This is a genomic window from Phenylobacterium sp., assembly GCF_016793225.1.
In the GTDB taxonomy this organism is placed as follows: domain Bacteria; phylum Pseudomonadota; class Alphaproteobacteria; order Caulobacterales; family Caulobacteraceae; genus Phenylobacterium.
Genome location: NZ_JAEUMN010000162.1, coordinates 40,288 through 55,185, shown reverse-complemented (window position 1 = coordinate 55,185; position 14,898 = coordinate 40,288). Strand labels below are relative to the sequence as shown.

11 protein-coding genes are annotated in these 14,898 nt (G+C 70.9%); 3 read left to right on the top strand and 8 right to left on the bottom strand.

Features of this window, described 5'->3' with window-relative positions; all coding sequences use genetic code 11:
• Positions 1-42 precede the first annotated feature (42 nt).
• The 5 genes from JNK30_RS19405 to JNK30_RS19385 all read right to left on the bottom strand — a co-directional run bounded on the left by JNK30_RS19405 (position 43) and on the right by JNK30_RS19385 (position 5,692).
• Complete coding sequence (locus tag JNK30_RS19405; protein ID WP_293484811.1) at positions 43-1,080, bottom strand: amidohydrolase; 1,038 nt, start codon at positions 1,078-1,080, stop codon at positions 43-45.
• Positions 1,081-1,127: 47 nt separating this feature from the next.
• The gene (locus JNK30_RS19400; RefSeq protein ID WP_293484810.1) at positions 1,128-3,419 is read right to left on the bottom strand and encodes a TonB-dependent receptor; all 2,292 of its coding nucleotides are present in this window, start codon (positions 3,417-3,419) and stop codon (positions 1,128-1,130) included.
• Positions 3,420-3,476: 57 nt separating this feature from the next.
• The gene (locus JNK30_RS19395) at positions 3,477-3,998 is read right to left on the bottom strand and encodes a VOC family protein (RefSeq protein WP_293484809.1); all 522 of its coding nucleotides are present in this window, start codon (positions 3,996-3,998) and stop codon (positions 3,477-3,479) included.
• A 178-nt stretch (positions 3,999-4,176) separates the two neighbouring features.
• On the bottom strand, positions 4,177-4,809 hold the full coding sequence (locus tag JNK30_RS19390; protein WP_293484807.1) for a TetR family transcriptional regulator C-terminal domain-containing protein: 633 nt from the start codon (positions 4,807-4,809) through the stop codon (positions 4,177-4,179).
• Between the two features lie 79 nt (positions 4,810-4,888).
• Positions 4,889-5,692: an SDR family oxidoreductase gene (locus JNK30_RS19385; protein WP_293484805.1), complete on the bottom strand. Its 804-nt coding sequence runs from the start codon at positions 5,690-5,692 to the stop codon at positions 4,889-4,891.
• Positions 5,693-5,797: 105 nt separating this feature from the next.
• Between JNK30_RS19385 and JNK30_RS19380 the strand changes: the two genes are divergently transcribed.
• A complete protein-coding gene (locus tag JNK30_RS19380; protein WP_293484803.1) occupies positions 5,798-7,414 on the top strand; it encodes an NAD(P)/FAD-dependent oxidoreductase in 1,617 nt (538 codons plus the stop codon).
• Positions 7,411-8,319, top strand: coding sequence for an alpha/beta hydrolase (locus tag JNK30_RS19375; protein ID WP_293484801.1), 909 nt, complete (start codon positions 7,411-7,413; stop codon positions 8,317-8,319). The genes JNK30_RS19380 and JNK30_RS19375 overlap by 4 nt, the downstream gene beginning before the upstream one ends.
• Before the next feature lie 433 nt (positions 8,320-8,752).
• On the opposite strand, the gene JNK30_RS19370 is transcribed toward JNK30_RS19375, so the two are convergent.
• The 3 genes from JNK30_RS19370 to JNK30_RS19360 form a co-directional block, all read right to left on the bottom strand.
• A complete protein-coding gene (locus JNK30_RS19370; RefSeq protein ID WP_293484799.1) occupies positions 8,753-11,134 on the bottom strand; it encodes a TonB-dependent receptor in 2,382 nt (793 codons plus the stop codon).
• A 32-nt stretch (positions 11,135-11,166) separates the two neighbouring features.
• On the bottom strand, positions 11,167-12,123 hold the full coding sequence (locus tag JNK30_RS19365; RefSeq protein ID WP_293484797.1) for a FecR domain-containing protein: 957 nt from the start codon (positions 12,121-12,123) through the stop codon (positions 11,167-11,169).
• 94 nt (positions 12,124-12,217) lie between these two features.
• The gene (locus tag JNK30_RS19360; RefSeq protein WP_293484795.1) at positions 12,218-12,760 is read right to left on the bottom strand and encodes an RNA polymerase sigma factor; all 543 of its coding nucleotides are present in this window, start codon (positions 12,758-12,760) and stop codon (positions 12,218-12,220) included.
• Between the two features lie 265 nt (positions 12,761-13,025).
• Between JNK30_RS19360 and JNK30_RS19355 the strand changes: the two genes are divergently transcribed.
• The gene (locus JNK30_RS19355; protein ID WP_293484794.1) at positions 13,026-14,807 is read left to right on the top strand and encodes an adenylate/guanylate cyclase domain-containing protein; all 1,782 of its coding nucleotides are present in this window, start codon (positions 13,026-13,028) and stop codon (positions 14,805-14,807) included.
• Positions 14,808-14,898: the final 91 nt, after the last annotated feature.

Below are 14,898 nucleotides of genomic sequence, written 5' to 3'. Positions count from 1 at the left end.
GTCAATCGCGCCGGCGCGGTCAGGTGATGCCGCGTGGTCAGGTCATGTCGCCGGCTCCGGGAGACCTTCGATCCGGTAGGCGCGCGCCGCGACATCGTGGAACATCAGGCGCTTCTCGTCGGCGCTGAAGCCGGCGGCCATCTTCTTGTGCGCGTTCCACAGGACCCCGTAGCTGCACGCCCGCTTGTCCATCGGGAAGTTGCTCTCGAACATGCAGCGGTCCGGCCCGAAAAGCTCGATGGCGGCCGCATAGTAGGGCCCGTTGGCGGCGGCGAGCTCGTCGGAGGACGGCGGCTTCGGCCGCGTGTGCCAGTCGAAGCCGTTGAAGTGCATGTTCAGGCCGCCCAGCTTCAGCAGGACGTTCGGACAGGCCGCCACGGCGGCCATCCCCGCGCGCCATCGCGCCCACACCTCCTCGCGCCGCCCGGCGTACCAGCCCATGCCGAGCGGGGTGCCGATGTGATCCAGGATCACGGTCAGCCCCGGCAGGGCGGCCGCGAGGCCGGCCACCTGGTCCAGCTGGTGGTGAAACACCCAGATGTCGAGCGAGAGGTTGCGCCGCTGCAGCTCCCGCGCGCCCGCCCGGAACGCGGCGCTCTCCATCATGTCCGAGGGCGAACTGGGCCACGGATCCAGCACGCCATGGGGATCGGCGCACACGATAGGCCGGATCCCGCGGTAGCGCTCGGGCGCCCGCGCCAGATGGATGTCCAGCACCTCGCCCACGCGCTCGCCCAGCATGAGGTCGGCCGAGCCGAACATCGCGGCGCAGGCCAGGACCGGGCCGAAGGCGCCGCTGGCGGCCTGCGCGCCCACCCCGTTGGCGAACTCGACCTCTCCGATCGACCGAAGATGCGCAGGGCCGTCCGGCCGGTACATGGCCGCGCACTCGGCGAAGACGCTGGCGACCACGTTGTGACCGCCGCGCTGCGGGTCTGCGTCGTCCAGGAACTCGTCGAGCAGATAGGTGTCGTGCGGCAGCTTCCAGAGATGATGATGCGCGTCGATGATCGGCAGCCCGGGCTCCAGGGGCGCTTCTCGCACCTGGGCCAGCCAGTCGGCGCGTACGGGCCACTCCATCGACATGGGCGTCGCGGGGCCGGACCCGAGGGGCCCGACCCCCTCTCCTAGAAGCTCGCGCCGATCCGGATCCCGTAGGTCCGGGGCGGATAGTAGACGAAGTTGTCGGGCTGCAGGGCCTGCTGGCCCAGCGAGATCGACTGCAGGCCGTCGTTCGAGATGATGTCGTCGTCCTCGATGTTGGCGACGAACGCCTCGACCCGGTAGCGGTTGTCGGGGCTTTCCCAGGTCACCCGCGCATTGGTGGTGTGGTAGGCCTTCTGGCGCGAGGTGATGAAGTTGTCCGCCAGGAAGTCCACCCGACCCGAGAAATAGACGTCGATCCGCGGCGTGATCGCGCCCATCTCCGTCTCGAACCGGTACTCCGCGCCCAGGTTCACCGTGTAGTCCGGCGTCTGGTTGAGGTTGTTGCCCTTGAAGTTGCAGAGCAGGGTCACCGCATCGCACCCCGGCCCCGGTCCGCCGAAGCGGGCGGCGCGGGTGATGTAGCGGCCGTACTCCGCGTCGGTCAGCGTGACGGTCGCGTTGAGCCGCAGGTTGTCCACGGGCACGGCCGTGAGCTCGGCCTCGACGCCGTTCACGTTGGTGGCGCCGTCGACGTTGTTGATGCCCGACTGCGTGGCGCTCTGGATGAACACCTGCAGATTCTTGATGCGCTGATGGTAGGCGGCGATGTTCAGCTGCACCCGGTCGTCGAGGAAGCGGGACTTCACGCCCGCGTCGAACGACGTCAGCGTCTCCGGATCGTAGATGTTGCCCAGGCCGGTGATGTTGCCGCCGGCCAGATAGCCGCGCGCCACCGAGACGAAGAACATGGTGTCCTCGCTGGCCTGGTAGCTCAGGCCGACCTTGCCGGTGATGCGGTTCCACGTCTTGCTGAAGGGGCCCGAGAAGACCCCGCAGCTGCCGCCGCAGGCGATCGGCAGCTGGTAGTCGAGCTGGTTGAAGCCGGACTTCTTGTCGTGGGTGTAGCGCAGACCCGCGGTCAGGATCACCGGCGGCCCGCCGTTCTTGCCGAAGTCATAGTCGAACTGCCCGAACGCGGCCCAGGAGCGCGTCTTGCTCGTGCCCTCGCTCAGAAAGTTGAAGCGGTTGAAGGGCGCGGTCGGGCCGAAGTCGTTGAAGCCCAGGTCGCGGTAGACGAAGTCCTGGAAGTTCTTGCCGTAGAAGTAGATGCCGCCGACCACCCAGGTCAGGGCGCTTTCCTGGTTGGACGCGAAGCGGACCTCCTGGGAGAACTGCTTCGCATCCAGGCGCCACGCCTCGCCGACCGAGATCGGGAGGTCCGAGCCGTCGCCGTCGCTGATCTGGTCGACGTGGCTGGTCCCGTAGGCCGTCACGGTCGTCAGGTTCGCAAACGGAAGCTCGACGTCGAACGTGCCGGAGTAGAGCTCGGTGTCGTTGCTGCCGACGTCGGGGTAGTCGTGGCAGACCCGGCGGGGATCGAACCTGGCCGCGGTGCTGAAGTCGCACGCCGATCCGGCGGGAATCCCGAGCGGCGGCCGCGTGTAGCGCGCCGGCGTCTGCCACCAGGCCGTCGCGGTGGCGGCCACGCCTTCGCCCCACGTGCGATGCGCCGCGAGAAGGAGGCGCGCCTGCGGGGTGAAGTCGATGGCGATCTGGGCCCGGATCATCTGGTAGTCGAGCCGGTCCAGCTCGTTCGTGGCGGTCGGCTTGGCCGAGAGGTTCTTGGTGTAGGGATCGTGCTCGGCCGACACCGCCGTCAGGCGCGCGGCGATCTGCATGTCGCCCTCGGTCACCAGCGGCACGTTCAAGAAGCCGCGGAAGGTGCGTGCGTCGTAGTTCCCGACCATGGCGTCGAAGCCGGCGCCGAACTGGCCGGTGGGCTTGTTGGTGATCACATTGATCGAGCCGCCCACCGAGTTGCGGCCGTAGAGGGTGCCCTGGGGCCCCCGCAGCACCTCGACCCGGGCGATGTCGTAGAATTCGGGATCGATCGAGGTGGTGCGCTGCACGTAGACGCCGTCGATGTTGTACGCGACGGGCGAGTCGCCGCCGGGGGTGGTGTTCTGGCTGCCCAGGCCCCGCATGGTGATCACGTTCTCACCGCCCGTGACGCCCGCGCCGAAGCGCAGCGACGGCACCCGCATGCCCAGTTCCTTGAAGCCGACGACCCCCTGCTTCTCGAGGTCCTCGCCGCCTACGGCGGTGATCGGGATCGGGACCTTCTGGACGTTCTCCTCGCGGAACTGCGCCGTGACCACCACTTCGCTGATCGCGGTTTCCGCCTGGTCCGCGGCCTGCGCCGCTCCACCCGCGAGCGCAAGCGCCGCCACGCTGCCCAGAAGGCGCGCCTGGCGCCCGAACATCCTGGCCATCTGCCGATCCCTCCCCGATTTATCGTTGGTCATCTGCGGCCCCGCGCGGGCCGAAGTTCAGTTCGACGCCTTGTTGCCCAGCGCCTCGTTGGCTCGTGAGTGCCGGACGCCCGGCTGGAGTTCGATCATCTCGATGATGTTGCCGTTCGGATCGTAGCAGCAGGCCGTGCCCACGATCCCGAGCGCCGCGTCCGGCACGTGCGGGGCCTGGGTGAACACCACGCCCGACTTGCTGAGCGCCTCGTAGGCGGCATGCACGTTCTGGGTCCTGAAGGCGATGATCCGCGGCACCTGGGTCTTGCGCGCCGCAGGATCCGGGAAGGCGGCCTTGGGCTCCATCCATTCGATGAGGTCCATCATGGGACCGTCCGGGTCCGAGGGCAGGACCATCAGGACGCCCCGCCCCTTCGCCTTCGACAGGCCGAAGATCCCGGCCACGAAGTCGGGCCAGTCGACGTTGCGGCGGTCGTTGAGGACCTCGAAGCCGAGCTTTCGGTAGAACGCGACGGACTCGTCCAGATCGCGGCAGTTGATGACGGTGTGATAGAGGCGCGACAGCGCCCATTCCGCGTCGGACATGACCGCACACTCCCCATGTGGCGCGGCGGCCTCACGCTCTGCGCGATCGCCCCGGCGCTCGTCTTCTGGAGCCGAGCATAACGCTCGTTCTGCAAAATGGGCAAGCGATCGTATAACGCTTGTTCTGCAATGGCATGAAGCCGGAGGCGCGTCCGACCGACCGGTCGTCAGGCGTCGCTCAGCCGGCGGCGCGGGACGCCTTCGGCGGCGAGGCCGCGACGGCGCCGAGCCGCGCGTCGAGCATCGTGTCCACGAACTGGCGCTGGGCCGCGCCGGTGAACTTCGCCGCGCCGAGCAGCACCTGGACCGCAAGCCCGTCGATCGTCGCCACGATCTCCCGCGCCACCTGGTCGACGTCCAGGTCGCGGGGCGCCTCGCCCTGCTCCTGGGCCCGGCGGATCACGCTGGCCACGCGGTTCATGTACTCGAAGTACCGCTCGCGCATCACGCGCTGCACCTGGGGGCTGTGGGCGCCGCGCTCCCAGAACGCGACCCAGAACCGCCACTGGGCCTTCATGGCGGCCGAGGCGGGCAGGATCGTGTGCAGCAGGTCGCGAAGCGCTTCGCGCGCTGACACGCCGGTGGCCGCCTCGTCCATCATCGGCCGCACGATCTCGGCGCCGTGTTCGGACACCGCGATCAGCACCTCGTCCTTGGACTGGAAGTAGTGGGTCAGCGCGCCGGTCGTGAAGCCGGCCTCCTTGGCCACGTTGCGCATGGTCAGGCCTTCCAGGCCGTCGCGCGAGATCACCGCCAGGGCCGCCGCGGCGAACTGGCGCCTCCTCTGCTCGTGGTCAGCCTGCCGGGCCATGACGTCCTCACGCTTCGCGCAACCTGCGCGACTGGCGCGTTAGCACAGCGCCGCCGCGCCGAATACGGTCGCCGCGCCGTCAGCCCGCGTGTACGCCGCCGTCGATCACCAGTTCGGCGCCCGTGACGAAACGGGCGGCGTCCGAGCACAGGTAGAGCACGCCCTCGGCGATGTCCTCGGGCAGACCGGCGAAGCCGAGCGGCGTGGCCTCCGCGGCCGCCTGGCGTGTGGCGTCCATCAGCGCCTCGGCCGAATTCGAGCCGGGGTCCAGCCGACCGTCGTTCTGCATCTTCACCCAGATCGGCGTCTCGATGGCCCCGGGGTGGACCGAGTTCACCCGCACGCCGTTGCGCGCCTGCGCGCATTCGAGCGCCACGGCCTTGGTGAACAGCCGCACGCCCCCCTTGGTGGCGCAGTAGGCCGAGAGCCCCGGCAGGCCGTCCAGGCCGGCCACGGACGAGACGTTGACGACCGCCGCGCCGCCGGCCCGCGCCAGGAGCGGCATGGCCGCCCGCGTGCCGAAGAACACCCCGTCCAGGTTCACCGACATCTGCCGGCGCCAGACATCGTTCGTCGTCTCGAGCAGCTGGGCGCTGATGCAGAGGCCCGCGTTGTTGACCAGCACGTGCAGCGCCCCCGCGGCGGCGCTGATCCGGCCCACGACCTCGGCCCAATCGTCCTCGGAGGTGACGTCCAGCCGCACGGTCTCGACGGCGTCGCCGTCCCGGGCCAGCGCGGCGGTGCCCGCGAGCCCCTCCATGTCCACATCCCCGGCGAAGACCCGGGCGCCCTCGCGGGCCAGGAGCAGCGCGCAGGCCCGGCCGATGCCGCCCGCCGCGCCGGTCACCAGCGCCACCTTGCCTGCCATCCGCCCCACGGACATCCTCCCGCTCCGACCCCCTCGTGTCGGCCCGCACCTTTACACAGGCCCGAAGAAGCCGATAGCGTCTGCGTAACGTCCGTTATGCTATCGAACGAGCGAGGGCCCATGGGCGCGGAACCGCAGTACGACGTGGTCGTCATCGGCGCGGGCTTCGGGGGGCTCTACGCCGTCCATCGCTTCGGCGAGCAGGGCCTCGACGTCCTGGGCCTGGAACAGGCCGACGACGTCGGGGGCGTCTGGTACTGGAACCGCTATCCGGGCGCGCGGTGCGACTGCGAGAGCTACTACTACAGCTACGCCTTCGACGACGGCCTGCAGCAGGACTGGAACTGGAGCCTGCGCTACTCCGAGCAGCCCGAGATCCTCAGCTACCTGAAGCACGTCGCCGACCGCTTCGATCTGCGCCGGCGCTATCGCTTCGGCGCCAGGGTGGCGGCGGCGCATTTCGACGAGTCCCTGGGCGGTTGGCGGCTGCGCACGACGGACGGGTTCGAGACGACCACGCGGTCCCTGGTGACGGCGATGGGCTGCCTGTCGCAGGTGAACTGGCCGGACATCCCGGGCCTTCGCGACTTCCAGGGGCGGCTGTTCCACACCGCCCAGTGGCCGCATGACCCCGTCGACTTCCGAGGCCGCCGCGTCGGCGTGATCGGCACCGGCGCCTCTGCGGTGCAGGCGATCCCGCGCATCGCCGAGCAGGCCGAGCATCTGACGGTGTTCCAGCGCACGGCCAACTGGGTGCTGCCGGCCTGGAACCGCCCGACCGACCCGGACTTCGACGCCTGGGTGAAGGCCAACTACGCCGAGATCCGCGCCCGCTGCCTGGCCTCGGGCGGGGCGGTGCCGTTCGACCCGCCGGAGCAGTCGGCGCTGGAGGTCAGCGACGCGGCGCGGGAAGCGGCCTACCAGGCCTTCTGGGACCAGGGCGGCATGCGGTTCTTCAGCGCCTTCACCGACCTCTTCAGCGACGAGCGCGCCAACCGCACGGCGCAGGACTTCGTGCGCGCCCACATCCTGCGCACGGTGCGCGACCCGGCGACCGCGCAGCGGCTGATCCCCAACGACCATCCGATCGGCGTGAAACGCCCGCCGCTGGACGACGACTACTACGAGACCTTCAACCGTCCCAACGTGACGCTGGTCGACGTGCGCAGCGCGCCGATCCGCGAGGTTGCGGGCCACGTCCTGCGCACGGCGGACGCGGCGTACGACCTGGACGACCTGGTCGTCGCCACGGGCTTCGACGCCATCACCGGGGCCCTGCTCGCCATCGACGTGAGGGGCCGCGGCGGCGTCCGGCTGGCCGACCGATGGGCCGAAGGGCCGAAGAGCTACCTCGGCCTCGGCATCGCGGGCTTCCCCAACCTGTTCACCGTCACGGGCCCCCTCAGCCCGTCGGTCCTGGCGAACATGCCGACGGCCGTCGAGCAGCATGTGGACTGGATCGCCGACTGCCTGGAGCACATGCGCACGCGCGGCGTCGCCACCGTCGAGGCCACCGAGACCGCCGAGGCGGCCTGGGTGGCCGAATCCGACGCCGCGGTCGCCCATACGCTGTACCCGAAGGCGGACGGGTCCTGGTACTTCGGCGCCAACATCCCCGGAAAGCCGCGCCGCTTCGGCGTGTACGTGGGCGGGTTCGCGGCCTACCGCGAGCGCTGCCTGGAGGTGGCGCAGCGCGGGTACGAGGGCTTCCGGCTGGGCGCAGGGCCGAACGGATGAGCGCGCGCCCCGAGCGCCCCATCGATGGCGTGCGCGCGATGCTCCTGTCGCTGCTGGGCGGCCCCGACGCCTCCATCGCACACCGCCGCGCGCAGGCGGCGGTCTTCGCCGCCGGGCAGCCGCCGCCGCCGCCGGGGCTACGGGTCGCCGCCGGCGCGCTGGCCGGACGGCCGGTCGAGACCCTCGAACGGGAGCCGGGCGGCGGTCCGAACGTCTTCCTGCACCTGCACGGCGGCGGCTACGTGATGGGCGACCCGGCCGGCAGCCGCGGCCTGACCACCGCGCTCGCCCTCGCCACCGCCGCCCGTGTGGTGAGCCTGGACTACCGCCTCGCGCCCGACCACCCGTTCCCGGCCGCCGTGGAGGACGCGGTGGCGGCGTATCGCGCGCTGCTGGCGGACGGAGCGGAGCCCGCGCGCATCGCCATCGGCGGGGAGTCGGCCGGCGGCGGGCTGGCCATCGCGGCGCTGATCGCCATCCGGGACGCCGGCCTGCCCGCGCCGGCCGCCGCGGTCGCGCTGAGCCCGTGGGTCGACCTCGCCTGCACCGGCGGCTCGTACGAGACCCGGGCCGGCGCCGATCCGCTGCTCACGCGCCGTATCCTGCTGGAGATGGCCGACCAGTACCTCCAGGGCCAGGATCCGGCCGCCCCGCTGGCCTCGCCCCTGGCCGCCGACCTTTCGGGCCTGCCGCGGCTCCTCGTCCAGGCCGGGTCGGACGAGGTCCTGCTCGACGACGCCGTCACCCTGGCGCAGCGCGCCGAGGCCGCGGGCGTCTCGGTCGAGCTCGAGGTCTGGCCCGACATGATCCACGTCTGGCAGATGTTCGGCGGCGCCCTGCCCGAGGCGGACGAGGCGGTCGCCCGCATCGCCGCCTTCCTGGCGCGCGCCTGGCCGCCGCCGTAGCGGCGCGCCGGCGGGTCTCGAGCGTCAAGGAAAGGGGTCTCGGAAAGGGGGGCCCAGAAACGAGGAGCCCCGGCCGAGGTGTGACGTCCTCGGACCGGGGCGGTGGTCTCGTGTCAGCGACTGGAGAGCCGACGCGTGTGGATCGCGGCCCGAGCCGACCGCGGTCAACGTGCAGAAGGTAGCACCAGAGCTTCGATCGGCCAAATCTGTTCTCGCGAGGCGCGAGCGGGGAGGCGCGGTCCCGGCCGCCATCAGGGGCCGAAACCGCGCCGAGCCAAGGCGTGGCGCGATCTTGGGCTCGGGATCACACGCCACACGGACTGAGGCGCTTCGTCACACGCGCCTGCTGTTCGACCTACGCTCTCCATAAATCGAAGGTCGCGGTGGAGACGGCGCCGCACGGTGGAACCCCCAGGTCGCCGATAGAATTTTTCTACAGCCCGCGCGACACGGTGATGCCGATGGTCCGCGGCCGCTGCGGCGTCACCTGACGGATCTTGGCCTGGTTCTGTGTGAACGGGTTCCCGAAGGCGAAGGTGTCGCTGTAGTCGTTCAGCGGATTGATCACGAAGAGCTGCGCGCCCCAGGCGCCGTTGGTCAGTTCCGCAGACAGCTTCGCGCGGCCGTACTCGCGGGTGCGCGGCTGCGCCGCCTCGAAGCTGACCCGGGAGCGGCCGACGTAGCTGGCCTGGCCGATCAGCCGCAGCGTCCAGTCGTCGCCGATCGCGGTGTCGTAGCTGAGCACGGCCCCAGCGGAGATGGGGGGCGCCCCCGGCAGGCCGTCGGCGAGGGGCGTGCGGATGAAGGCGGGGTTCGGCCGGCCCGTCCGGGTGCGGCTGATCCGGGCGTTCAGCTGCGCCGTGAGACCGAAGTCGGTGCGCCAGGTGACCTCGGTCTCGACGCCGATGACCTGGGCGTCGCCCGCATTGGTGGTGAAGGGAATTCCCGAGTCCCGGAACTGGTCCGTCTGGATGTCGTCCCAAAGGTCGTAGAAGAGGGCCGTGTTCACGCCCAGACGCCGGCGGAACGCCTCGAGCTTCAGGCCGGCCTCGAAGTTGGTGAGCCGGTCCGGGCCGAAGACCTCGCGTTCGGGCAGCAGAGGCACGGCGCCGCCCGAGTTTATGCCGCCGGACCGGTAGCCTTCGGACATCACCACATAGGCCAGGTTTCCCCCGCCGAAGGTCTTCTGGAGCGAGAGCTTGGGCGAGACGCCGCTGAACTTGACCTCGCGGTCAAAACTGCGGGGCTGGAAGCGTTCGGACACCACCGACGAGCGGGTCCGGGTCTCGATCTGGAAGGCGCGCGCGCCGACCGCAACGGTCCAGCCGGGCAGCACCTCGTAGGAAACCTCGCCATAGGCGGCCAGCTCGCGGATCCGATCGCGCCGGTCGTCGCCGTAGACCGGGATCAGCACCGGCGAGAACGAGAGCTGCGCCAGGAACTCGGTGGGCGTATGCACGCGCGTGTACGAGCCGTAGACGCCCGCGAGCCACTCGAGGCGGCCGGCGCCGCGCGAGGTGAGCACCAGATCCTCCACCAGCATGGTGGTGCGCGTGCGCTCGGCATAGGCCGCGGTCTCGGCGAAGCGTGTGTAGAGGTCCTTGCTGGCCGTCGAGTCGAACAGGCTGCCGTAGCGGTGACGGACCACGCCCGTCGCCGAGGTCAGTTCGCCCCACCCCCACGAGCGCCGCACCGTGGCGGTGGCGAGCTCGATGTCGTTGACGTGCGGCTCGGGCGAACGCGTGTCCCGCGTCAGCTTCATGCCGGGCGTCGTGTAGTGGGTGTCGTCCGAACGCAGGTGCTGGCCCGCCAACGTGACGGTGAACGTCAGGTCGTCCGTCGGCTCGTAGAGCATGATGAGCCGCGCGCCCCGCCGCACGGTGCGGTCGACGTTGCTGCGCATCAGCCGCACGTTCTCGAGGTAGCCGCCCTGTTCCTCCTGGTAGGCGGCGAGGCGCAGGCCGATGGTCTGGCCGAACAGCGTCAGCGGGTAGTTGGCGTAGCCCTCGACGGCGTAGCTCGGATCCCCGCTCTCGGTGATCGCCGCGGTCCCGCGCAGCTCGGCGTGGAAGGCTTCGAGGTCGGGCTTGCGCGCGACGATCCGGTAGAGGCCCGAGAGCGACCCGGCGCCGTAGAGCGCGCCCTGGGGGCCCCTTGCGACCTCCACGCGCTCGACATCCGTCAGCCGCAGGTCGGGATCGGGGGCGTTGTAGTTGACCGGTATGTCGTCGAGGAACGTCGCCACGATCGAGCGGGCGCGACCCGTGTAGGCCCCGTCCGAGAGCCCGCGCAGCAGCAGCTTGTTGCGGCCCGGGCCGAGGTTGGTGGCGAGGACGCCCGCGAGCTGTCCGGCCGCTTCGCCGGCGTCGGTGGCGCCGGTGGACAGCAGCTGCCCGCGCGGGATCGCCGTCACCGCCACGGCGATCTGCCGGGGGTCGCGCACCCGCTTCGTCGCGGTCACGAGCAGTTCCGAGACGGTCACGGGCGGTGAGGGGCGCGGGGCCTCGGGCCGCAGGATCGGCGCCACCTCCACAGTGCCGGCGGCCACCAGCCGCGCCGTGCAGGGCGCCCCCGCCAGGAGCTGATCGAGCGCCTGTTCGATCGTCAGCACCCCGGACACGCCCGGCGACTGTCCGATGCAGGCGCCCGCGCCGATCAGGGTGACGTTCGCCTGCTGGGCCATGTCCAGCAGCGCTTCGGAGTAGGACTTGGGCGCGACCTTGAACTGGACCCGCGCGCCTGCGGCCTGGGCGGGGTCGCCGCCGCTCATCGCCAACACGACGCACGTGGTGGCGGCCACCAGGTCCCGACGCACGCGGATGGTTAGCTCCGACTTGTCCTTCGGCCTTACTTCCGAAGCAGAAGCAGCCCCCGGTCGGAAGGTACCGATCTTATGGGGAGCATCAAGCTCAGACGCGCCACCACGGACTGCGGATCGTCGAGGACGATCACGCCGGTGATCGGAGTCTGCGCCAGGGCCGGATCGCCGATCTCGACCTGCTGGACGAACTGCCGGTTCAGGTCGGCCACCACCTCGGCGAGCGGCTGGTTGCGGTACACCAGGCGGCCGGCGCGCCAGCTGTAGGCTTCCTGCGGGTCGACCGTGTGCAGCTGCGCCCGGCCGGTGCGTTCGACCTCGAGCCGCTGGCCCCGCACGAGCGTGAACGCCTGGGTGGACGTGGCGTTGGGCCGCACCTCGACCCGTCCGCGGGCCACTGTCACGACGACGTCGCCCGAGCGGCTGCGGACATCGAACTGGGTCCCCAGCACCCGGACCATCCGCCCCGCGGCCGCCACCGTGAACGGCCGGCGCGTGTCGTGCGCCACGTCGAAGAGCGCTTCGCCGTCGGTCAGGGTGACCTCGCGCCGGAGCAGGCCGTACTTCACCGAGAGGCGCGTCTCGGCGTTCAGGTCGATCTTCGAGCCGTCCGCCAGGGCCACCTGCCGGTGCTCGCCCTTGGTGGTCGCATAGGTCGCTGTCGTGGTCGTGAGAGCCGGCAGGACCGCCAGGGCCACCGTCGCCGCGATGGCGAGGCCGCCGGCGCCCGCCATCCACCGGCGGGACAGCGAAACGGGCCGGCGCGCCGGCCGGGCGATCTCCACGCCCACCGCGTCCGCGCCTGCGGAATACTCGTGCCAGGTCGCCAGCGCGGCGGCGTAGGCCTCGCGGTTGCCGGGCGTCTCGTCCAGCCAGGCGTCGAACGCCAGCGCCTCGGACTCTCCGCCGTCGCCGGCGGAAAGGCGCACGAGCCAGGCGCTGGCTTGCGCCGCCTGCCCGTCCCTGTCCATCGCCAAGCTGGTCATAGGCCCGCCTCGAACGACGCCCATTGCGCCGAACCGCTGGTAAGACGGCGCCGCGCCGGGACGCCCCTAGGTCGCCGAGCCGACATTTCACACATCATCCGCGCAGCCTCTGGGTCAGGTGCTTCAGCGCCGCCGCGATGTGTTGTTCGATCATCTTCACCGACACCCCCATGGCCTGGGCGGTCTCGGCCTGGCTCTTTCCCTCGATCTTATGCAGTCGGAAGGCCTGGCCCATCTTGGGCGGCAGGGCCTCGACGGCCTCCGCCAGCTGGCGGGCGCGCTCGCGGCCGATCACCACTTCGTCGGCGGCGGGCTCCTGCGCCAGTTCCTCCGCGCCGCCGGCCACGCGCGTGTCCATCCGCCACTGGCCTTCGCGCCGCGAGGCCCGCTGGCGGCTCCGGACGTGGTCGATCAGGAGGTTGCCGGCCATGCGGTAGAGGAGCGCCGACGGCGCCTTCACTTCCTCCGAGGGCTGGGCGGCGATCTTGAGGTAGAGGTCCTGGACCAGATCTTCGGCGGTCGCGAGGTCGCGCGTGCGCGCGGCGAGGAACAGGACGAGGTTCTCGCGCTTCTCGAAGAAGGCGCGGATCAGCGGACTCTCCTCGCCCGGCCGCCCGGACCGCCCATCAGGGGCCAACGTCGTTCTCCTCTCCGGCGGCCCGCGCCGTGCTCGTCGAAGCTCGGGTGGGCGCGACCCGCACCGAACCGGACGCAACCCACCCGCTCCGCCCTGCCCGCTCTAGCCGAGCCGACGAGTCGTGTCGCGTCGCGGTTTGCTCGTGGTTGCGGCGACGGGGCCATCCCGCAGGAGGCGAGAGAACTTGCCTGCATCCACGGACGCGGCTACCCCGAACATGGGGGACAGGGCCGCAGACCGGGCCCGACGTCACGGGGCCGCGGGAATGGTCGGCGACGAGACTATCGACTCGATCCGGTCCGCACTCGCGCGCGGAGACCTTCTCGCGGCCTACGACGAAGTCACGCGCGGCAAGAAGATGGGCCATCAGGGGCTGGGCTACCTCGAGGTCCTGACCCTCGCCCGGCTCGGCGACACCGAGCGCGGCCTGCGTCTCTACGACGAGTACCAGCTCGAGGCGAAGGGCGACGTCGACGCGCTGTCGCTGAAGGCGCGGCTGCTCAAGGATCAGGCGTTCGCCGCCGGTGCGGAGCCCAACCGCGGCAAGCTGCTCCAGGCCTGCCGGCTCTATTCGGCCGTCTATCGTCGGACACGGTCCAGCTATCCCGCCATCAACGCGGCCACGCTGGCGCAGATCGCCGGACGTCCCGCCACCGCCCAGCGGCTCGCCCGCATCGTGGTCCAGCAGGTCCTCGCCGGGGGCGGGCAGGACTACTACACGCTCGCCACCCTGGCCGAGGCGATGGTGGTGCTTGGCGACGTGGAAGGCGCCGACAAGGTGCTGCAGCGGGCCACCGAGGCGCCGGACGCCGACGTCGGCTCGCGTTCGACCACCTTCCTGCAGCTGCAGCGCCTGAAGGCCGTGAGCCGCGACGCCGCGGGGATCGAGGGCCTGCTGCACCATGTGCGCCCGCCCAAGGTGGCCATGTTCTGCGGCAACATCTTCGTGGCCGACCCCGAGCTTGAAGCTCGCGTCGCCGCCCAGGTCCGCGAGATCATCCAGCGCGAGAAGGTGGGCTTCGCCTATGGCGCGCTCGCGTCGGGCAGCGACATCCTCATCGCCGAGGAACTCCTGGCCGCCGGCTGCGAGCTGGACGTCGTGCTGCCCTTCACCGAAGCCGACTTCATCGCCCAGTCGGTGGCGCCGGCCGGGGACGACTGGGTGCGGCGCTACGTGAGCTGCCGCCAGCGCGCCACGTCTCTCACCATCGCCAGCAACATGAGCTACGTCGGCGAGATGATGCAGTTCGCCTACGGCTCCAAGGTGACCATGGGCATGGCGCGGCTCCGGGCGCGGCACCTGAACGGCGAGGCGGTGCAGATCGCGGTCCTGGAGTCCGGCGGGGCGGGCACGCTGTCCGGTTCCGACATCTCGGCCTGGCAGGCGGCCGGCGGGCGTTCCCACGTGGTGCGTGACGGCCCGCTCAAGCGGCCGGTGATGCCGCCGCCGCCGCCGCGGTCGAAGGTCGAACGCGGGACCTTCGGGATCATGTTCACCGACTTCCCGGGCTTCACGACGCTGGACGAGCGCGTGCTGCCGGTCTTCTGGGACGAGGTCATGCACCGCGCCGCCGTGACGCTCGAGGACTATTCCGACGTCATCCGCGTGGGCAACACCTGGGGCGACGCCCTCTATGTCGTCTTCGAGGACGCGCGCTCGGCGGCCGCCTGCGCGCTCGACCTTTCGGAGCAGTTCGCGAAGGTGGACTGCAAGGCCCTGGGCGTGCCCGAGGGCACGGGCATGCGCATCGCGCTGCACTACGGCGCCACCTACGCCGGCTACGACCCGGTCAGCCGCCGCACCACCTACTACGGCACGGAGGTCTCGCGGACGGCGCGGATCGAGCCGGTCACGCCCTCGGGAAGCGTCTACGTCACCGAGCCCTTCGCCGCGGTGCTCGAGATGGAGGCTGACCACCCGTTCGACTGCAACTACGTGGGCAAGACCCCGCTGGCGAAGGGCTACGGCGTCTATCCCCTCTACCGTCTGGCCCGGCCCGCCGCCGCCAAGGTCCAGGCCGAGACCCGGCGTCGCCAGCGCGCCTAGCGCGGGCCCCCCGCTCGACGCCTGGCCGGCCGGGCGAAACCCTTGACCCCGCAACGCCATTCCCCCAAAGGCTGCCGTAACGGCAATAACC